Origin of the sequence: Bradyrhizobium mercantei (assembly GCF_001982635.1) — a bacterium.
Classification (GTDB): Bacteria; Pseudomonadota; Alphaproteobacteria; order Rhizobiales; family Xanthobacteraceae; genus Bradyrhizobium; species Bradyrhizobium mercantei.
Map to the genome: position 1 here is coordinate 690,344 of NZ_MKFI01000001.1, position 20,380 is coordinate 710,723.

19 protein-coding genes are annotated in these 20,380 nt (G+C 60.1%); 12 read left to right on the forward strand and 7 right to left on the reverse strand.

All coding sequences use genetic code 11. The features are described 5' to 3' along the window. The first annotated feature begins 19 nt into the window (after window positions 1-19). From BI327_RS03385 to BI327_RS03400, 4 genes are all read left to right on the forward strand, one after another. Entirely contained in the window at window positions 20-1,066 is a 1,047-nt protein-coding gene (locus BI327_RS03385; RefSeq protein ID WP_076858352.1) for an ABC transporter substrate-binding protein, read from the forward strand. 50 nt (window positions 1,067-1,116) lie between these two features. Beyond that, on the forward strand, window positions 1,117-1,911 hold the full coding sequence (locus BI327_RS03390) for an ABC transporter ATP-binding protein (protein ID WP_076858353.1): 795 nt from the start codon (window positions 1,117-1,119) through the stop codon (window positions 1,909-1,911). Between the two features lie 2 nt (window positions 1,912-1,913). Beyond that, a complete protein-coding gene (locus tag BI327_RS03395) occupies window positions 1,914-2,765 on the forward strand; it encodes an ABC transporter permease (RefSeq protein WP_076858354.1) in 852 nt (283 codons plus the stop codon). Window positions 2,766-2,991: 226 nt separating this feature from the next. Then, window positions 2,992-3,297, forward strand: a complete 306-nt coding sequence (locus BI327_RS03400) for a DUF930 domain-containing protein (protein WP_083741962.1) — start codon at window positions 2,992-2,994, stop codon at window positions 3,295-3,297. A 94-nt stretch (window positions 3,298-3,391) separates the two neighbouring features. On the opposite strand, the gene BI327_RS03405 is transcribed toward BI327_RS03400, so the two are convergent. Next, the gene (locus BI327_RS03405; RefSeq protein ID WP_076858356.1) at window positions 3,392-4,828 is read right to left on the reverse strand and encodes an NAD-dependent succinate-semialdehyde dehydrogenase; all 1,437 of its coding nucleotides are present in this window, start codon (window positions 4,826-4,828) and stop codon (window positions 3,392-3,394) included. 480 nt (window positions 4,829-5,308) lie between these two features. Between BI327_RS03405 and BI327_RS03410 the strand changes: the two genes are divergently transcribed. From BI327_RS03410 to BI327_RS03435, 6 genes are all read left to right on the forward strand, one after another. Continuing rightward, on the forward strand, window positions 5,309-6,193 hold the full coding sequence (locus tag BI327_RS03410; protein WP_083741908.1) for a branched-chain amino acid ABC transporter permease: 885 nt from the start codon (window positions 5,309-5,311) through the stop codon (window positions 6,191-6,193). Next, a complete protein-coding gene (locus BI327_RS03415; protein ID WP_076858357.1) occupies window positions 6,190-7,032 on the forward strand; it encodes a branched-chain amino acid ABC transporter permease in 843 nt (280 codons plus the stop codon). Before BI327_RS03410 ends, BI327_RS03415 begins: the two co-directional genes overlap by 4 nt. Further along, window positions 7,029-7,796, forward strand: coding sequence for an ABC transporter ATP-binding protein (locus BI327_RS03420; protein WP_076858358.1), 768 nt, complete (start codon window positions 7,029-7,031; stop codon window positions 7,794-7,796). The genes BI327_RS03415 and BI327_RS03420 overlap by 4 nt, the downstream gene beginning before the upstream one ends. Next, the gene (locus tag BI327_RS03425; RefSeq protein WP_076858359.1) at window positions 7,793-8,563 is read left to right on the forward strand and encodes an ABC transporter ATP-binding protein; all 771 of its coding nucleotides are present in this window, start codon (window positions 7,793-7,795) and stop codon (window positions 8,561-8,563) included. The genes BI327_RS03420 and BI327_RS03425 overlap by 4 nt, the downstream gene beginning before the upstream one ends. Window positions 8,564-8,565: 2 nt before the next feature. Then, on the forward strand, window positions 8,566-9,762 hold the full coding sequence (locus BI327_RS03430; RefSeq protein ID WP_159450402.1) for an ABC transporter substrate-binding protein: 1,197 nt from the start codon (window positions 8,566-8,568) through the stop codon (window positions 9,760-9,762). A gap of 125 nt (window positions 9,763-9,887) precedes the next feature. Then, entirely contained in the window at window positions 9,888-11,504 is a 1,617-nt protein-coding gene (locus BI327_RS03435; RefSeq protein WP_076858361.1) for a GMC family oxidoreductase, read from the forward strand. A gap of 56 nt (window positions 11,505-11,560) precedes the next feature. Here the strand turns inward: BI327_RS03435 and hpaR are convergent, their stop codons facing one another. Beyond that, a complete protein-coding gene (gene hpaR, locus BI327_RS03440; protein ID WP_076859161.1) occupies window positions 11,561-12,100 on the reverse strand; it encodes a homoprotocatechuate degradation operon regulator HpaR in 540 nt (179 codons plus the stop codon). Window positions 12,101-12,199: 99 nt separating this feature from the next. On the opposite strand from hpaR, the gene hpaH reads away from it, so the two are divergent. Further along, window positions 12,200-13,006 (forward strand): 2-oxo-hept-4-ene-1,7-dioate hydratase, encoded by an 807-nt coding sequence (gene hpaH, locus BI327_RS03445; protein ID WP_076858362.1) that lies wholly within the window; start codon window positions 12,200-12,202, stop codon window positions 13,004-13,006. Here the strand turns inward: hpaH and BI327_RS03450 are convergent. Together BI327_RS03450 and BI327_RS03455 are read right to left on the reverse strand one after the other, a co-directional pair. After that, window positions 12,994-13,842: an SDR family NAD(P)-dependent oxidoreductase gene (locus tag BI327_RS03450; RefSeq protein ID WP_076858363.1), complete on the reverse strand. Its 849-nt coding sequence runs from the start codon at window positions 13,840-13,842 to the stop codon at window positions 12,994-12,996. The genes hpaH and BI327_RS03450 overlap by 13 nt on opposite strands. A gap of 42 nt (window positions 13,843-13,884) precedes the next feature. After that, window positions 13,885-15,165 (reverse strand): MFS transporter, encoded by a 1,281-nt coding sequence (locus tag BI327_RS03455; RefSeq protein ID WP_076858364.1) that lies wholly within the window; start codon window positions 15,163-15,165, stop codon window positions 13,885-13,887. Between the two features lie 293 nt (window positions 15,166-15,458). Here BI327_RS03455 and BI327_RS03460 point away from each other — a divergent pair, with 293 nt between their 5' ends. Next, a complete protein-coding gene (locus tag BI327_RS03460; RefSeq protein ID WP_076858365.1) occupies window positions 15,459-16,223 on the forward strand; it encodes an IclR family transcriptional regulator in 765 nt (254 codons plus the stop codon). A 116-nt stretch (window positions 16,224-16,339) separates the two neighbouring features. On the opposite strand, the gene BI327_RS03465 is transcribed toward BI327_RS03460, so the two are convergent. The 3 genes from BI327_RS03465 to BI327_RS03475 all read right to left on the reverse strand — a co-directional run bounded on the left by BI327_RS03465 (window position 16,340) and on the right by BI327_RS03475 (window position 20,351). Continuing rightward, entirely contained in the window at window positions 16,340-17,224 is an 885-nt protein-coding gene (locus BI327_RS03465; protein WP_076858366.1) for an alpha/beta hydrolase, read from the reverse strand. A gap of 11 nt (window positions 17,225-17,235) precedes the next feature. Next, a complete protein-coding gene (locus tag BI327_RS03470) occupies window positions 17,236-19,125 on the reverse strand; it encodes a flavin-containing monooxygenase (protein ID WP_076858367.1) in 1,890 nt (629 codons plus the stop codon). A gap of 479 nt (window positions 19,126-19,604) precedes the next feature. Beyond that, window positions 19,605-20,351 carry an IclR family transcriptional regulator gene (locus BI327_RS03475; protein ID WP_076858368.1) on the reverse strand — a complete coding sequence of 249 codons (747 nt, stop codon included), beginning with the start codon at window positions 20,349-20,351 and terminating at the stop codon, window positions 19,605-19,607. Window positions 20,352-20,380 lie beyond the last annotated feature (29 nt).

Genomic DNA, 20,380 nt, shown 5'->3' on the forward strand with positions numbered 1-20,380 from the left:
CATTGAATGGGAGGTGTGCATGATGATAACACGACGCCAAGCCCTCATTGCGGGTCCGGCTCTTGCAGGCACGTCGCTTCTGCCGCACGCGCTGCATGCCGAAAACAAGGTCGCCTCGCTCGCGTTTGGTCCCGTCTCTCCCATATATGCGATCGGCATGATCGCAGAGCTGAAGGGCTACTTCAAGGACGAAGGAATCGATTCCAAGCTCCTCACCGGCAACGCTGGCACTTTCGGTCGGCAGACGCTCGCGGCCGACCAGGCGAAGTTCGCTCATGGTGATGCAAGCCATCCCCTACAGCTCTCGGCGCGAGGCAAACCGTGCAAGATCCTGCTCGCGACCGAGATGGTTTGCTCTTTCGCCAACGTCGTCGTCCGTCGAGATCTTTACGAGAGCGGCATCACCTCTGTCGAGAAGCTCGCCGCCTACAAGCGCGCAGACGGAACCAAACCGGTCATCGCCGCCTCGGCAATTGGCTCGGGCACTTGGGTCTACGGCACCTACTTGTTCGAGGCCCGGGGTCTAGGCGAAAAGGTGAACTGGGTCGCGGGAGGTGGGCCCAATACGGCGTTCGCCTCGCTGCAGACAAAGCAGTTTGATGGGGCCATGGCGCCGCCGAGCTGGATCGTCGAAGCCGAGAGGCAGGGATTCGGCAAAGCGATCTACGACACTTCGAAGCCCGGCGTGTTCGAAAAGGATTTTGGCGGAACGGTTCCAGTACTTGTCATTTACGCGCTCAATGACACGGTCGAGCAGGAAAAGGCCGTAGTGCAAGCCTCAGTGAATGCGATCTATCGCGCCATGAAGTGGATAAAAGATACTCCGCTTGCTGAGGTGCAGGCGCTCGTCACGCCGAAATACTTCTCGGGGATCGACCCAAACGCGGTGAGTGCAGAACTCGGCTTCGACAAATCGACGTGGGCCTATGATGGGAGCATCGACAAGGCCTCCTTTGATCGGGGTACCAAGGTTTGGCACCGCAAAGGCACAGACATCCCGCAAACCAGGTACGAGGACGTCATCGACATGACCTTTCTCGACGCAGCAAAGGCGAAATACAAGTGACGTCCGCGCCGGGTACAAGCCTCGCAGTTGCGCGAGAAACGAAGAATAAAGTGACTGCCCGCAAGCGGATAGCCGTGCAAGGGCTCATCAAGCGTTTTAACACAGGTCGAGGCGAGTTTGTCGCCGTGGACCGCGTTTCCTTTGAAGTTTGCCAGGGTGAATTCGTCGCCCTGCTTGGTCCTTCCGGCTGCGGTAAGAGCACCATCCTCAACATGGTAGCCGGACTTTTGCCTCGTTCGGATGGACGCATCCTGATCGATGACGACGTCGTCGAGACCGGCAGGGTGAATCCCAAGGTCGGCTACGTCTTCCAACGCGACACCCTGTTCCCTTGGCGAACGGTCGAGCACAATATCGGGTATGGACTTGAGATCGCCGGTATGCCGAAGGCGGAACGAGCCACACGCGTCGCCGACGCCATCGACAAGGCTGGACTGACCGGCTTTGCCCAGAGTTTTCCGCGCATGCTTTCGGGCGGTATGCGACAGCGCGCGGCACTGATGCGCACGCTGATTCTCGAGCCTGAGATCCTGCTGATGGACGAACCTTTCGGTGCGCTCGATACTCACACCAAATTGGAGATGCACAAGACGCTGCTCGACATCTGGGAACGCGAGCGGCAGACCGTGCTGTTTGTGACCCATGATCTCGGCGAGGCGCTTACGCTGGCGAGCCGCATCATCCTTCTGTCCGCACGGCCTGGACGGCTGAAGGATGATTTCGACGTCTCCTTCCCTCGCCCACGCGATCCGGTCGATTTGCGCGAGACCGCCGAGTTCGGCCGGCTGTATTCGCATATCTGGCATTCTCTTGGCGAAGAGTTTCGCCGCACCAAGGCCGACTGATCATGTTGAACCACCGCTCCGTAATCCTGTTCTGGCAGTTGGCGATCCTCGTTCTGCTACTTCTGGTTTGGCAGTGGGGTTTTGAGTGGAGCAAGGCGCTCCTGCCGAAAGCCTATGTGCCAAAGATCCTTGACCCTTATTTCGTGGCGAAGCCGTCGCTGATCTGGCAAAGCTTCTTGCGGCTCGGCTGCTTGAACGATCCCGGCGAGTTTCTCACGTGCGTCCAGAGCACGGACAACAATTTGTGGACGGCGACCCTCGTCACGCTGAAGAACACCTGGTGGGGATTTCTCTTCGGCTCGACAACAGGTGTTATCGTCGGGCTCGTTCTGGGCCGCTCGGATTTCCTCTCCGGCGTGTTCGGCCCTTACATCATTGCATTCAACTCGATCCCTCGCATCGCCTTGGTCCCACTCGTCATCCTGATTTTTGGACTCGGAGACTGGTCAAAAGTAGCGACCGCCTGGCTCGTCGTCTTCTTTGTGGTTTTCTTCAATACATTCGAGGGCGCGCGCGCCGTGGATCGCGATCAAATCGCCGCCGCTCGGCTGATGGGCGCAAAAGAATTCACCATTCTCCGCACCGTCGTGATTCCGTCGGCGCTTGCCTGGGTATTCGCGTCCCTGCTTCCTGCGGTGTCCTTCGCACTCATCGGTGTCATCGTCGGAGAGTTCATTGGCGCCGAACGCGGCCTAGGCAAGCTCATAATCGAGGCTGAAGGGCGCGCCAATGCCAGCGAGATGATGGTCGCGATCTTCATCATGATGTTCGTAGGCATCCTGTTGGCGCTGGTGGTGCGGTCCTTGCAGTCGTACCTGTTGCGCTGGCAGCCGCAGTTCGAACGCTCGGAGTAACGGACGCAAGGAGGTAGTGGGCTTCGCTTTCGCGCCGCACGATAGCGATTGTGTCGCCGCCGCTTATGCGTTACGTAACCCGCCGCAAATTTAGGCGACGCACGATATGCCAACACCGCGCCGAACCCGCCTCTTCAAGCACGTGATCCGATACTTGTTAGCCGTTAGCCTGGTGATATGCGGGCTTCCTCACATCCTTCACGCAGCAAAATCTCACGATGAGCAGATGCTTGAGCTGTCTCCCGAGACGAGACTTGAGCAGCGCTGCAACGCACGTGCGATGGGTATCGTTGGCCGGGAGCACCAAGGCTTTAAGCCCGACGAGTTCGTCGCCTATGCATTTGCCAATCCCGTCGTTCAGGGACACGTTATAGCCGCCGGCGGTGCCGCTTTGCGGAGTCGGGGCACATGGTATCATGTCGCCTATCGCTGCGAAACGAGCGATGATGGGCTGAGGATCCGAGCTTTCAGCTACACGCTAGGCGCGCCGGTGCCGCGGCAGGAGTGGGATAAGCATTACCTGGTGCCATAGCCCGTTGGCTCTCCGCAAGCGGGGGGTTCGAACTCCCCCGCTGCGGTTCACCCGGGCGCTGATGAGAAGGTAGCGGCTCGCGGACCTGACCTTCCTATACGCCTGTTTGAGTGATGAACTTTGTATTCAGATAGGCTTCCATTCCCTCGATACCGCCTTCAGATCCATAGCCAGATTCCCTGACGCCTCCGAAGGGCGTTTCCGTCAAAGCAAGCGCGAAGCTGTTGATGGACATCATGCCTGCATCGACGGCTGCACCGATTGCGGCGGCCGTCTTGGCCGACTTCGTAAAGGAATAGGACGCGAGGCCGTACGGTAGTCGGTTTGCTTCCTCCACGGCCTCATCGAATTTTGCGAACGGCGAGATCAGAGCCAACGGGCCGAAGGGTTCGTCGTTCATCGCGCGCGCTGACTTCGGAACATTCGTCACCACGGTCGGCTCGAAGAAGTAGCCCTTGTTGCCGATCCGACTTCCGCCGGTCTTCAATTGGCCTCCGCTTCCGATCGCGTCCTGGACCATGCTTTCTATGGCGGCGACGCGGCGGTCGTTTGCGAGTGCACCCATCCTGGAGTCGGCATCAAGACCGTTTCCGACCTTGATCGCTTTCGCGCCCTCCACGAAATGACGGACGAACTTATCGTATACCCCTTCCTGAACTAGGAATCGCGTCGGCGAAATGCACACTTGGCCCGCGTTGCGGAATTTGGCTGCGACCATGATGTTGGCGGCCGACTCCACGTCGGCATCGTCGAACACGATCACGGGCGCATGTCCTCCAAGCTCCATCGTCACGCGCTTCATGTGCCGCCCGGCCATCGCTGCCAAGTCCTTGCCGACTTTCGTCGATCCGGTGAACGATACCTTGCGAATGATGGGATGCGGAATGAGATATTCCGAGATTTCGGACGGCACACCGTAGACGAGATTGATGACCCCGTCCGGCAGCCCCGCGTCCGCGAAGGCTCGTATCAGCTCCGCTGGCGAGCCCGGCGTTTCTTCGGGAGCCTTGACAATCATCGAGCACCCCGCAGCCAACGCTGCACTGAGCTTTCTCACGGCCTGATTGATCGGGAAGTTCCAGGGAGTGAATGCGGCGACCGGTCCGACAGGCTCCTTTAGCGCCATCTGGTATACGCCCGGCAATCTCGCCGGAATTACACGTCCGTAGCTCCTACGGCCCTCTTCGGCAAACCACTCGATGATATCGGCAGCGGTCGCAGTCTCAATCTTGGCCTCCGCCAGCACCTTCCCCTGCTCCGCGGTCATGATCCTTGCGATCGCATCGAGCCGCTCCCTCAAGAGCTCGGCGGCCTTTCGCATCACCTTCGAGCGTTCGTACGGCGGCACTGCGCTCCAAGTCTTGAAGCCCCGCTCCGCCGCAGCCAGCGCTTCATCAAGGTCTGCCATGTCGGCGTGAGCCACCGTCCCGATCGGCTCTTCGGTAGCTGGATTGATGACGTGGAGAGTCCTTCCCGAGCCGGAGGGCCGCCACTGGCCGTTGATGTAAAGCTGGGTGTCGGGGTTCTTCATGGATCCCTCTCGATCAGGCCTCCACTCGGAAGGCCACATTGGGCTAATTCTGGATATGTCCGCTCTACGGACTTCGTTCCCGATATTGGATAAGCATGCAGGTCGTCAAGCCTGCCCCGGGCGTTCAGCAGCGGCGAGCCCGAGGGCAGATAATCCACGGCCAGCTTGACACGGCGGCAGGACCGGGTAGGACTATTTTGGAAATGATGTCCGTCACACGGACACGTGGGAGGCGACGGTCTTGCTTCACATCCGTTTGTTATTTTTTAGCGGGCGCGACTCCAAGAGGAGGCGCGACATCTATCGATTCTCACAGGGCTGTAAGAAGTCCCAGATCTGGAGCTGCGCACCAGATCTGGCTCGAACAGTAATCTCGATGCCGAGCAGCCTGCCCGCCAAACTCAGGCGCGCGCATGACGATTTCTCGAAAGCTCAAGTGCGCGGACTTCACGTAGGCTTGTCGCACACCCGCGGAGCCGAATGATGCTGGTTGGATTGCTTATCAATGGGCTGGTGAGCGGAGCCTTGTACGCGCTGGTCGCGGTAGGATTCACGCTCGTCATCGGCGTGCTGGACAAGCTGAATTTCGCGCACCCCGAAGTGTTGATGATAGGCGGCTTCGTGGCCGTGGTCGCAAGCGGCCTGCCGCCCTACTACGCGTTCATCGCCGCTTTCGCGACTGGCGGCCTGCTCGGCCTCGTCGTCGAATTTGCGGCGTTTCGTCGCTTCACAGACGCCGATGCCAAAATCACCGCGGGTCTTGCTTCAATGGCCGTTGGCCTCGTGCTGACCGACCTCACGCAAAAGGTCTTCGGCACGGAGAGCGTGTCGCTCCCGATCGGTGGTGGGTGGCTTTCCCGGCGTTTCCAGATTGCCGGCGTTGAATTCCTGAACGTTCAAATCGTCATCGTCCTCGCCACCGCGATCCTGACCGGCGGCCTCCACGTGCTCTTGCAGCGAACCAGGGTGGGGCGCCAGATCAGAGCCGTTGCCGAGTCTCCGGTCTCCGCCTCACTGCTCGGAGTGAACGTGCTTAGGGTCTCGCAGGCGGTTTTCTTCGTATCCTCTGCGCTGGCGGCGGAAGCCGGCTTGCTCCTTGCATTGAGGAGTGGCGCAGCAAGCTCCGACATCGGTTTGACGTTCGGCCTAAAGGCGCTCGCAATCATGGCCATCGGCGGCCTCGGTGACCTCCGCGGCGCGATGCTCGGTGGTCTCGTCATCGGCGTGCTTGAAGCATTCATGTTCCACCTTGGACTCGGCCGGCTGTCCGAACTCACCGTTTGGCTCGCGATGATCGTCACGCTGATGGTGCGGCCACGTGGCCTCTTCAGCAGCGGAACCCACGGCCTGGAGCAACGGGCGTGATATCGGATCAGCTCTTCTTCACAGGCATCAACGTCCTTCTCGCCTGGAGCGTCTACATCGGATTGGTGACCGGGAGTCTCTCTTTCGCTCAAGGCGCGTTCATGGCGTTTGGCTGCTATGGAGCCGGCGTGCTGACTGTGAAATTCGGTTGGCCGTTGCTGCCGGCCTGCCTCGTGTCGGCAATTCTATCTGCCATGATCGCAGCGGTACTAGGTTATCCAGCGCTGCGTCTGAGAGGCGTATACCTCATCCTGGTCACCATCGGCATCACATTCTGCGCGCGTGTCGCCCTGGAGAACATCGACTACGTAGGAGGCGTCGGCGGATTCGGCGGTATGCGGGGCGCGGATCTCAACGCTGTCATCGTTGCCGTGTTGATCGTTGGCGCTTTCCTCTTGTGGTTCTCCTTCAGCCCGCTGCAGCGGATCTGCGACGCGGTACGAGAGGATGACCGGGTCGCCTCCTCACTGGCGATAAACGTGACTTTCATCCGGCTGCTCGGCTTCTCCGCCGGAGCCGCTATCGCCGCAATCGCGGGGGCGCTCTACGGCCATTACATGAATTTCGTCCGTCCCGAGAGCTTCGATGTTCTCCTGTCGATCTACGTCGTTCTCTATGTCGTTCTCGGCGGCACCAACAACATGCTGGGACCGCTGATCGGCGCGACTCTGATGACGTTGTTGCCCGAATACTTCCGAGTTCTCGCCGAATGGCGTCCGACGGTTTTCGGACTGGCGATCCTGGCTATGCTCCTATTTCGTCCACTCGGTCTCTTGGCCTTCCGCCTCGTCACGGCGCATGCATCCGTATCCGCGCCCCGGAAATCAGGTTCGCTATGAAGCAGCCCATTCTCGAGGTCCGAAAGCTGCAAAAGTCCTTCGGAGGGCTGCGAGCGCTCGACGGCATCAATCTCGACATCCACGAGGGTGAAGTCGTCGGCCTCATAGGTCCGAACGGCGCCGGAAAGACGGCTTTGCTAAATACCGTTACCGGTTTCTACCGCGCAACCGGCGGCACGATTCTCTTCCAGAATCAAGACATCACGCATCGGCCGATGCATGAGATCGGCCGCCTGGGCATCGGGCGCACCTTCCAGAATATTCGCCTGTTCCGCAGGATGACGGTTCTCGAGAATGCGCTCGTGGCATTCAGACCGTTCGCGGATCATCCTCTCCGCTCGCTAATCGCCTACCGCGAGCGCAGGATGGCCATCGCGCGGGCGATGCATTGGCTCGAACTTCTTCAGCTCGCCGACAAGGTCGATCGCATCGCCTCCTCGCTTTCGTACGGCGACGCGAGGCGCCTCGAGATCGCCCGCGCGCTTGTCGGTGAACCGTCTCTGCTTCTGTTGGACGAACCCGCGGCGGGCATGAACGAGAACGAAACGCGGCGCTTGGTGGACGACATCGCCATCGTCCGCCGCCATGTCCGAGCCATCGTGCTGATCGAACACGACATGGACCTGATCCGCAGTCTTTCCGATAGACTCGTGGCGATGGACTACGGGCGCAAGATCGTCGAGGGCGCATCGGCGGAGGTGCTGAACCACCCCGAGGTCCTTAAGGCCTATCTCGGAACCGATACCGAGGAGACCGTCTCGTGACGTCCGTCCTGCTGAGCGTCACGGATCTGTGCGCGGGTTACGGCCCCATTCGGGCACTTCGAGGCCTAACATTCCAGGTCGCCGAGCGGGAGACCGTGGCCATCGTTGGCGCCAACGGGGCCGGCAAGACAACGCTGATGCGCGCCCTCTCGGGGATCATCCCACTTTCCGACGGCGAAGCGAGCTTCCTCGGACGCAATATCCGCGGGACCTCAAGCCACCATCTCGCTCGCGCCGGCATGCTCCACGTTCCCGAGGGCAGAGGCACGCTTCAGACCATGAGCGTGGAGGACAATCTTCGCCTCGCCTGGGAGATCCGTCCGACCGCGGTCACATTCGGTGAAGCCCTCGAGAAAGCTTACGGGCGGTTTCCTCGCCTTCGCGAGCGGCGCGCTCAGGCCGCTGGCAACCTGTCGGGAGGTGAGCAGCAAATGCTCGCAGTGGCGCGAGCCCTAGTTAACCGCCCGCGGCTGCTCCTCCTAGATGAGCCTTCGATGGGCCTCTCGCCTCGAATGACGGGCGAGGTATTTCTTAGCCTGGCCGAGCTGCGTGATGATGGAGTTGCGATCCTGTTGGTCGAACAAAACGTCCGGCGCGCTCTGCAGCTAGCCCAGCGCGCGCTCGTGCTCTCGCATGGCGTGTTCGCCGCGTCCGGACCGTCCGACGAACTGTCCCGAGATCCGGCAATCGTCGCCAGCTATCTGGGGCAATCCCATGACGCGCCACCAGACAACAAAAGACACATAGCGAACGATCCAAGGAGGTGACCGTGAGAATTTCGAGACGAACAATCCTCGCCATCGGCGCATGCGCGTTGGCGGCAGTCGCGAACGGCCCCGCAGAAGCTCAACAGGCCAAACCGCCGATCAAATTGGCTTTGATAACCCCGCTGACGGGGCCGCTGGGCAGCTACGGGAAGATTCAGGAGATTCTCGTAAAGCTCGCGGTAGAGGACGTGAACTCGAAGGGCGGCGTAAACGGCAGCCTGCTTCAGCTCGACGTCGGAGACTCCCAGACGGACCCCGGTCAGGCGGTCGTTCTCTTCAGGCGTTACGCCGGAGGCGGATATTTCGGATCGATTGGCCCTATGACCGGCACTCAATGGGAAACCGTCAGTCCCCTCGCCAATCAGATCGCAATGCCTTCCATCGCCCTGAATGCGATCAAGCCCGGCATCAACGTCAGACCCTGGACCATCCGACTCCAGCCCCCCGATGACACGCAAATTCCCGAGGGCTTCAAAGCGTTTCTGAAGGCGTTTCCCAACGTAAAGACCGTCGTCATCACGGCCGACGTCCGGGAGGCATCCAGCAAGGCCGCAGCCGACGCGTTCAAGACCATCGCGCAAGACAACGGGCTTCAGGTTCTGGACACGGTCGAATTCTCTTCCAAGAGCACCGACCTGTCGTCGGCTGCGATTCAGATCAAGAGCCGCAATCCAGATGCGATCATGGTCTCGGCCTTCCCCGCGCAAGGGATGCTGCTGGCGAAAGAATTTCACACACAGGGCATCACGGCTCCTGTCTTCAATACATCGACGCTCTGGTCCGGTCCATTCATCAACATGGTAGGCGAGTATGGTCGCAACTGGTACGTCATCGGCTTCTCGACCAACGCGGACGGAATGCCCGGTTACACGGATCAGGCGCTGTATCAAAGCATCGTCAGCAGGGTGTTGGAGAAGGGAGATCAGGCGATCGGAGTACCTCCGAATCTGGCGAATTGGTCCTTCGGTTACGATGCCATCTTGCTCTATGCCGACATCTTCCGGCGGAACGGCATCGACGGCACCAGTGACCCGAAGAAAGTCCGAGAGACGGTCAAGGACGAGTTTTCCAAACTGAAGGAGTTCGTCGGCGTGTACAGGTACAAATTCCGCGACACCGGCGATGCCTACCTCCCGGGCAACATTCTCCGACCCAACGTTGAAAAGAAGGTCTGGGAGTTCATGCCGGAGAACAAATAGTCCGAACCGGCCGCCGATCGTACGCGACCGGCGGCCGTAAAGTGACATATTCCTACCGACGATGTCGGCACTTCGGAGAACCTACCTCAAGCATGGGTGCGATGCGCCCCCTTTTGGCACCTGTTATGATTTCAGAATTCCAAACCGCCGACGTCGTCATCGTCGGCGCTGGCTCTGCCGGTTGCACGCTCGCCGCACGTCTCAGCGAGAATCCCGATCTCAAAGTGATCCTTTTGGAAGCCGGATCGACACCTCGGAACATGTGGATCCACATCCCGATCGGCTACGTGAAGACGATAGGAGATGCCCGCCACGACTGGAAATTCGTCACCGAACCTGAGCCGTCGATGGCGGATCGCCGATTTTCGTGGCCTCGAGGAAAGGGTCCAGGCGGGTCCAGCTTGATCAACGGCATGCTGTATTTACGTGGGCATCGAAAGGACTATGACGATTGGGCTGCGCTCGGAAACGAAGGCTGGGATTGGGAGACCGTCCGCTCCTATTTCGATCGTTCTCTTGGCACGACGACCGACGGCTATCCTGCCGATAGGAAACGCAGCGGACCGCTCTGGGTTTCACGACTGCCGCGCGACGTGCTTTCCGACGCCTTCATCGAAGCAGCCGCACGCTGTCAGATCCCGACCGTTGCCGATTTCAACGGCGGCGATAACACTGGCGCAGGCTACTTCACCATCAACACTCGAAACGGCCGCCGGATGAGCACCGCGCGCGCCTTCCTGAAGCCCGCGCTTGGCCGTCCCAATCTCACCCTCATCACGGGCGCACGGGCCACCAAAATCATCATCGAGAACGGACGTGCCGTCGGCGTTGAGACCCTTCGGGCGGGGTGCCGCGAGATCTTCCGCGCCTCCCTGGAGGTGATACTGAGCGGTGGCGCGATACAATCCCCCCAATTGATGCAGCTCTCCGGAATCGGTGATCCGGCGCTACTCGGCCGTTTCGGCGTCAAGGTGGAGGCGGAATTACCGGGCGTGGGCCGCAATCTCCAGGACCATCTGCAGATACGGCCGACCTATCGCTGCAAAGACATCGAGACGTTGAACCAGCTCGCGCACTCCCGGTGGCGCGGAGCGCGAGAAATGATGAAGTACGCCCTGGGTCGAACCGGCGAACTCAGTAGCGGTATCTTCCGGGCGGGTGCATTTTTCTCGAGCGGATCCGATCATGATCGGCCCGACACCCAACTCCATTTCGCGCTGTTAAGTTTCGATGAAAGAAATGAACCGCTTCACCGGTTTCCAGGCGTCACCGTGTCAGCCTGCGCACTCAGACCGGAGAGCAGAGGTCGGATCGAGATCAACACCGATGATCCGCTGGCGCCACCCTCCATCTACCCGTGCTATCTGACGGCACCCGAGGATCGGGAGCTTGCGGTTAAGATGTTTCGCAAAGTACGACAGATCGTATGCAGCGAACCACTCGCCGGTTTCATCGAAGATGAGCACGAGCCGGGCCGCAAGATCGAGAGTGACGAAGACATTCTGGCTTGGGTGCAACGACGTGCCAGTACGATCTTCCACCCCGTAGGCACCTGCGCGATGGGACCGGCGTCCGACCCCGAAGCCGTCGTCGATAACGCGTTGCGCGTCCGCGGCGTGCAGAGCTTGCGGGTGGTCGACGGGTCCATCATGCCCCGCCTTGTCTCGGGCAACACCAACGCTCCTGTCATCATGATCGCCGAGAAGGCCGCCGAGCTGGTAAGGTCGGACCTAGGTGCATAGCAGGGCGCCCCCGCTCCGCCACTCGCCGGGCGGCGCAACTACGGCGGCGCCGCCGACTACTCGTCCGAGTTTGTTCCGGGCTTCGGGGGCCGCACTGCGTTCTTCCCGTCCAGACTTCGTTCGAGCACACCCAACATGTCATGAAGGTCAGACAGCCGGCCCTCTCCCACCCGACGCGCAATCGAGGCATAAATCGCCTCCGAGGCGGGCGCCACTGCATCGATCAGTTTCATACCTTCCGCAGCTATCGTGACGACCGTCCGACGAAGGTCCGTTTCAGGCGTCCTTCGCTCGATGAATCGCCGCGCCTCGAGATCGCGCAAGATACGCGAGAGACTCGGGCCCAGTATGACCACGGTTCGAGCTAATTCCGTTATCTCGATTTCTCCGAGCCAGGCAAGCGCCCGAAGCACTCTCCATTGCTGCTCGGTCAATCCGCTCTGGCGCAGCGCGGGTCTGAAGTGCTTCATGACCGCTTCTCTCGCCCGCAGCAATGCCATCGGCAAAGATTGCGAAAACTCCCGCATCGGTACCGCGGCCGGCTGCCTCGGGCGAGACTGGCGGGAGTGCGCCAGCTTCGAAGGTCGTCTTGCCATCATCGATCCAACTCTAAGAATCCGATTTGCATATCGAAGTTGCCCAGAAACGCTTAACATGTTAAGCATCAGAAGACACCAACAATCGAAAGTCGCATCATGGCCCTGTCGCAAGACGCAATCATTTCCGCGGCCGAACGGCTCGATAGCGCCGAAAAGTCCCGCACGCAGATCCGGCAGATCTCGCTCGAGCATCCCGGCATCACGATCGAAGATGCTTATGCGATCCAGAAGAGATGGGTCGACATGAAGGTCGCGCAGGGACGTGTGGTGAGGGGCCACAAGATCGGACTGACGTCGAAAGCCATGCAAAGCGCGCTAAACATCGACGAACCCGACTCCGGCGTCCTGCTCGACGACATGTTCTTCGACGACGGCGGCCTGGTACCCACCGAGCGCTTCATTGCGACCCGGATCGAGGCAGAGCTCGCCTTCGTCATGAAGCGGAGACTGGCGGGGCCAGCCTGCACGATGTTCGACGTGCTCAACGCGACCGATTTCGTAGTGCCCGCGCTCGAGATCTTGGACACCCGGATCGAACGTGTCGACGCGCAAACCAAGGCGACGAGAAAGATATTCGATACGATTGCGGATAACGCCGCCAACGCTGGCATCGTGCTCGGTGGGCGCCCGATCCGGCCATTGGAGGCCGATCTCCGATGGATCGGCGCCCTTTGCTACCGCAACGGCCAACTGGAAGAAACGGGACTTGCCGCGGGGGTCCTGAATCATCCAGCGACCGCCGTGGCGTGGCTCGCCAACAAGATCGCTCCGAACGGTCTGGCGCTGGAAGCAGGCCAAGTCGTGCTGGCAGGCTCGTTCATTCGCCCCATCGAAGCCCGCAAAGGCGACACGATCCAGGCAGACTACGGAGCTTATGGTTCCGTTAGTTGCTACTTCGCTTGAGCACGATCACGAATGTAGTTCCTGCAAGCGTGAAAGCCGGCCAGAATGCGTTCGTGCCGTTCGATGATCCTGCCTTGACCGTCCTCGTGAGTGAAAACGAAGAACTCGTTTGCGAGCATTGCATCGAGGATTCTTTCCCCCACGAGGTCCGGCGACATGGCCGCTCTCTTGAATCTATCCGAGAGTCCGCTCGACGAGGCACTCGGGCCGCCCAGCCGATCGGGTCTCCTTTCGGACGATCTTTCGAGCGTCGTCGCGACGACGCCTGGGCAAAGTAGCGACACCCCGATACCCGTTCCTTCCAGGTCGAAGACAAGCGATTCCGAGAGAGCGACGACGGCATATTTGCTGGCTGCATAGGACCCGTTGCGCACAGCCGGATTGACCTGAAGTCCTCCTATCGACGCAGTGTTGACGATGTGACCGCCCTCGCCATGCCGGATCATCCCTGGCACGAACGCTCGAAGTCCGTTGACGACACCCAGCACGTTCACTCCAAGCACCCAATCCCAGTCGGATGGCTTCAATTCCCAGACAGGAGCGGTCTTGAGCGCCACACCCGCGTTGTTGAACAGAAAATGTATGGGTCCCATTCGTCGGTCGATTTCGCCAGCGATCTCTTCGAATGTTGCAGCATCGGTGACGTCCACGACGAAGCTGGCGACCTTGACGCCCGTTTCCGACAATTCGGATCGTGCACGCTCAAGCGGCTCATCCTCGATATCGGCGAGCGCTATATTGGTACCGCGACGCGCCAAGGCGCGGCAGATACTAAGACCGATGCCGTTAGCTGCCCCGGTCACGAACGCCGTCCGGCCCGCGAAATTCAGGTTCATTTGGCCTTCCCCTATGGATAGACGATCGTCTAGGACGCGGGACTAAGCGCGCGTCGATCCAATTTGGCGCTCCAACGCGAGCTGGGATTGAGGATCTTCAGCCGTTTCGCGAACATCGCCCGCGCCACGAACGCGCCGAAGCATAAGAATCGCCAATACGACTGCTGCTGTAGGACAGGCGAGTAGCAGCATGATCGACGATGGCGCGTACCCCGCGTGGATCAATGTGCCGCCCGCGATCGGACCTAGGATTCCGCCAAGGCGACCCACACCCATAGCCCACCCGGTTCCTGTGGCCCGCAAGTGTGCCGGATACAGAGTACCTGCGAGGCCTATCAGTCCCAGCATGCTGCCGACGATCCCCCATCCCATAGCGAAAAGCATCGCGCACAGAGCAAATCCGGAGAAATGCACCTTACCGAGAAAGATCAGAGCGATGACGGCAATGGCAAGGTTGGCCGCAAGCACGCGCTCCGCGTTGAAGCGCGACAACGCATAGCCGACCAGAAAAGTGGAGAACATGCCGGCGACAGGGTAGAAGCTCGCGGCGTGAGCAGCTTCGGCAGGAGTCGTTCCATCGAGAGTGATGAAGGTGGGCACCCACGCGCCGAGAAGATACATTGTGAAAAGGTTCGCCAGAAAGATGCTCCACAGCAGGAGAGTGGTCGCCGCCAATCCGTTCTGAAATAGGCCCCCGATCGGATTCCGCGTCTTCGCCGATGCACGGAACGCGCTCGATTCCTGCAATAGTGCGAACAGCACCGGGAAGATGGCGAGAGGGAGGGCGCCGCCGGTCAGGAACATCCCCTGCCAGCCCCAACTCGGCAGGATCATAGCGGCCACCTGGCCTGCGGCAAAAGAACCGAAGGACGCACCGCAGAACATGAAGGTTATCGCCGCCGTGCGCCATTTTTCCGGAACCGCATCTCCGGTGAGGGCCACGGTGGTCGGCATTGCACCGCCCATTCCCAATCCCGTCAGGAAGCGCAGCACGACGAGCATCCATACGGACGTGGCGTGTGCGGTGGCCAAAGAAGAAAGCCCGAACAGCAACACCGAGATCAGGATCATCGGACGCCGGCCGAACCGGTCACCGAGGGGGCCAGCGACCAAGGCGCCGATCATGATGCCGATGCTGGAGAAAGCGAAGGCCTGCGTAAACGCCTCCGGCGCGAGCCCCCATTCCCTCGCGATTGATGGCACGGCGAAGCCCACCGTAGCCAGGTCGTAGCCGTCCAAGACTTGCACTAACCCGCAAAGAACGGGGACCAAGACACGATTGTCGATCCATCTCTTCTGCATGTGGTCGGTGTTCGCTCCCATGGCATGTTCCCTTCCCTCTTCCGATGCGCCTTGGGAACGGCCCTTGATCGGACCCTCCGTGGTCGCTTGGAAGGACCTTGCGGGACGTCGGTCGTCGCCCGCAATTCGCGGATCGCCTCCGCAGGTAAAGATTTCACATACGTGGAAATCGGCTACGGATTTGCGGGAAGGCGGATTTACTGCGCAGGCATCCGGGCCCTCCCACTCGGGCATTGCGAGCCTTGGCATGGGCCGCCGCGTGATATATTTGCAGCACGGAGCCTCCAAGATTTTACCGGCATTCTTGCTGTTTCATGTCGAACGCTCTCATAAAGTCGGCCCGTCGGGTCTTCGACATCCTGGAGCTCTTTCAGCGTCTCCAGAAGCCGCTGCGGCTTACCGACGTCGTTGAAGAGCTGGGCCTGCCGAACTCAAGCGCGGCCGCGCTTCTGAAGACGATGGCAGACCTCAGCTATCTCTCGTTCGACCCCGAGCTGCGCACGTACATACCAACCGAGCGGATCATCCGACTTGGAAGCTGGCTCACCAGCAACGAATTCGAGCGCGGCCCGATACGCGCGGCATTGCATCTGCTGAGCCGGAAGTCTAACGAGGCCGTGTTGTTAGGGACACCGATCGACCTGCACGCCGAGGTCGTCGACATCATACATTCCAATCAGCCCATCCAGTATTTCACGCCCGTGGGCGCTAAGGTTCTGCTGGTTCACTCCGCGCTGGGGTGGGCATTTTTGAGCCTCCAAAGCAGCGCTCGAATAGCGAAACTGCACGCCCGAACCATAGAAAGAAATCCTGCGGCGCGCGAAATCGGTTCTCTCGATCAACTTCAACGTGACGTCGCCAAGGTTCGAAAGGACGGGTACTGCTTCTCAAAGGGGATGGTTTACGGACAGGCCGGCGTGGTGGCGATGGTGATGCCCTCGCCCTCCGGACACCGCCCGTTGGCCATCGCCATCGGCGGACCGCTTGTGCGAATCGAAAAACGTCTGCCGGAACTTGTCGCGATGCTCAGAGCGGAGCGTGCAAAGCTCGAAGGATCCCTCGACCAACGTGGCAAGTAGCGTTCCGAAAGGTAGAAGGCATGCGACGGATTTGATCGCGTCCGATGGACACGGCATCTTCGGAACGTTCGCGCCTTTGCCCTCCGCTGCTGGCCAGGAAGACGTTCCCAACCATTCTAGGCTACCGCACGACTCGGCGGGCCATCGGTGAGCCAAGAAATAACGCGGTTGAGCACCCACTCGCGTAAACCAGTGTACACGTGATCGCCCCCAGGGACCGACAGGTGTTCGAAGATCGGTGACCGCGTCGCATGCTCATCGAGGAGTTCGGCGAGACCTTGAAATGGAAAGAATGCCTCGACCTCCACGGTCCCCGTGATGGCCAGAGCGGGACTAGAGATATTCTCAAGCAGCCTGAGAACGTTGTACTTTTCGTGCGGTCCATAAGTATCAAGATATTGCGCTGCGCCGCTGAAATAGGGCAACGGAACGGTCACTCCGATTAAGGCATTCGGCTCGGCCCCTCGCACGCTTTCCTCGCACCGTGCAAGATCCCTTCTGAATTCCTCTCTTCTCGACGTTCCCATCCATCGGCTGTGCGACAGGAGTGGCGGCGACGACAGGACGGCGCAAGTCGCTGCGTCCGGCCGCTGCGCCATGTAGTACGCGACTTTGACCGCGCCACGGCTATGACCCCAGAGGAGAATCCGTCGATATCCCTGGACCTTCAGCCAAGCGATCCAGGAATCCAGATCATTTAGGCACTCGTCCAGCCGCTCCATCGAAGTGCCTAAATAGCCCTGTGGCCCGGTCAATCGCACGGCCATGCTCAGAAAGCCATGACCACGGGTGTTTGCCGTCACAACCGGATAGCCAGAGCCGGCGAGCAATTCCGCGAAGCCGCGCTGGTACGAACTATAAAAATTCGCCCCATTGCCGTGGACCATCAGTACGGCATCGACGATGCGCGCGCGCCTGTCCAATCGATCGGCGGCGTAGAACGCCCCGGTCAGAAGCAGATCGTCAGAGGTGATGACGTCGACGAGATTGCAGAGAGCCAATCGAACCTCCTTTAGGCGGAAGGCATCTCGGCCGTCGCCCGAGATCCGGTTCCTGAAGCATCGCCCTGGACGGTATCCTGCCCATAGTTCAGCTCGAGACCAGACAGCGTTCCGTCTTCTCGCCAATCGGACAGGACCCGGAAAAATCCCATGGCATCGGGAAAGTTCGCATTCGCGATCGGTCGCTTGTCGAGCTGCCCCTCGTTTGTAAGGCGTCCCGGCGTACATACCTCCGCCGGCCTCCGGTCTACGCCGGCAGCGATGCGCTGAACCCACTCCTGCTCGGCTCTTCGCGAGACATCGAAGAAGCGAACTCCTCGCGATTCCATCTCTCGGACGATGTAGCCGATATGGGCCGCATGCTCCTGGATGGTGTGCGAGAAGTTGACCGTCAGTGCGGCCTGCGCATTGGACCCGGGCAGGATGAACAGGTTCGGAAATCCTCGGCTCGTCATGCCGTGCAGAGTTGCGATTCCGCTGTTCCACTTATCGCTCAAGCTACTGCCATCCCGCCCCTTAATCTCGATACCCTTCAAGATCGAGTTCGATTCGTAATCGAATCCGGTCGCGAAGATGAGGCAGTCGAGTTCGTACTTCCGGCCGCCGGCGACGACGCCGTCGGGAAGCACTTCCTCGATTCCCTGCCCATCGGTATCGACGAGGGTCACCGTGGACCGATTGAAAGCTTCGAGATAGTCGTCGTGAAAGGCTGGTCGCTTACAGTGATAATTGTAATAAGGCTTCAACCGTTCGGCAGTTTCAGGGTCCTTCACCACATGGTCGACCCTGGCCCGGATCGCCTCCATCTGCTTCAGGTCTAACCGTTCTTTAGCGGCCAAAGCCTCCTCCGGCGTTTGTCCGAACGACGCCAGGGATCGCCGCAGCGGCCCGTAAAAAGCCGTCCAGCCGTCGTCGACCAGATCCGTCGACTGAGCACGGCCGGAAATGATTTCCGTAAAGTTGGCCATGCGGCGACGTTGCCAGCCCGGCTCCAGCCCTGCTGCAAAAGAGGCATCGGTCGGACGATTGTTGCGTGGACCGACTGTCGACGGCGTGCGCTGAAACAAATATGTGGCCAGCGCGTGTCGCGCGACTTGGGGAAGGACCTGCACTGCGGTGGCCCCTGTTCCGACTACCCCAACGCGCTTGTCGGACAGCCCGGTCAAGCCTCCGGTGATGTCCCCAGCGGTGTAGGCGTAGTCCCAGCGGCTGGAATGGAATGAACGGCCCTTGAAAGATCCCAGTCCCGGGATGCCGGGGAGTCTCGGATTGTTGAAGATGCCCTTGCAGATGGCAACGTACCTCGCTCTGATCGCATCACCACGATCGGTCCGCACGACCCAGCGAGCTGCGTCTGCGTCCCACCGAACCTCCTTGACCGTAGTATGAAAGAGAGCCAGCGGATACAGACCGTAGTGCCTGGCGATCTGCTTCGAGTACTCGAATATTTCCGATCCGGATGCGTACTTCTCTGTGGGGATGTAGCCCGTCTCTTCGAGGAGCGGGAGGTAGATGTACGACTCGACGTCGCACATGATGCCCGGGTATCGATTCCAATACCACGTACCGCCAACGTCACCGGCGCTATCGACGACACGCACGCTAGCCAGGCCCGCCTCCTTGAGCCGGGCCGCTGTCATGAGCCCACCGAACCCCGCCCCCACGACGAGAGCATCGACCTCGTCGTTCAAAGCGGCGCGTTCGACTGCGACCGAGTAGGGATCGTCGAGGTAATGCGCGAGCTCGCCGGTCAGATCCGATATGTCGGTCCGGTTTGATGCCAGCCTCTTCGCGCGCTCCTCGCTGTATTTTCTGCGGACTTCGGCGGTATCGGGAATCACCGTCGGCTCGGGAAGCAAGCCGCCCCATTCGAATCCTGCAGTCGTATCGCTCTTCTTCATCTTGAGATCCTCGAACTAAGTCGACAAAGTGGGTTGCGCGTTGTGACCGATGCAGAGACGAGATTGCCTTGGAGAACCGTCCTGCGTTCAGGGGACATGTTTTGGACGGCAGAAGCCGAGCGCCACGATCCGCGGCAATTCATCGAGCGCTTTCCTCTTTCAGATGCCGCAGATCTACGATCGGATTTGCGGCTGCGGGGTCTTAGGCCTCGTCCGCTGTGGTTTTGCACAGTTTCTGTTCGAGAGCTCAATGCGCCGCCCGGGATGCGAGAGCGAGATTCCATGGATGTGAAAGATGGTGTGTACAAGTCTGCGCCGATAGACAGGGCACCCTCGAGCGCCGGCGCGAGCGGCCTGGCGGGCGTTTCCCTGCTGCGGAAGCCCTTGACGAATTGCTCAGGCCGGGAGCGGCTCAGCGCTTCTTGTGGCGCGATGACCAGCGAGCATGGTCGAGCGCCTTCGTCTGCTCCTGATTTTCGCTACTCTTTGAGCGAAAGCTCGTCGGAAATCGCAGAAGCGCAATTGAGAACGTTTTTCCGAAACTCGGCAATAGATGGATCCGGCATTCTCGCCGAGGGGACTGAGATCGCGACAGCGGCAACCACGCGACCTTGCGCATCGCGGATTGGCGACGCTACGCTTCGGACGCCTTCGAGGTAAGTGTCGGCAGCGTACGCGCTGTCCAGCTCGCGCACGCGGCCACACTCCGCTTCGAGCTCGCCGGCATCCGTCACCGTGCACGTTGTGAAGCGCTCCAGAGGTTGCGCAAGCAACGCGGCTCGCCGTTCAGGCTCGAGATGCGAAAGCAGCACCAGCCCGCTGGCGGAGCAGTGAAGCGGAATGCGCTCGCCGAGCTCGTAGACGACCCGAACTGTATTTCGACATTCCACCATCGTCACACAGATGGCGGATGCGCCATCTGTTCGAGAAAGTGCAGCCCCCTCCCCTGTCCGGTCACGCAATTGGTTCAGATGCTTCCGCGCGACGTCCGCGACTCCCGGCCAGCCAGCCCTGACCGCAGCAATGTCCATGATAGCCGGCCCCAGCGAATAGCGTCGCGTTCGTTCGTTTTGTTGAACGATCCCTTCGCCGCACAAGCTTTGCAGAAGGCGATGCACAGATGCACGGTCCATCTGAAGCCGATGACTGAGTTCGATCACCCCAAGCTCGGGCGCGTCGAGCGAGAACTGCTTCAACAAACGCACTGTCTTCTGGGCGGTCTTCATCGGCTCGTTCGCTCCATTGAGTGAATTGA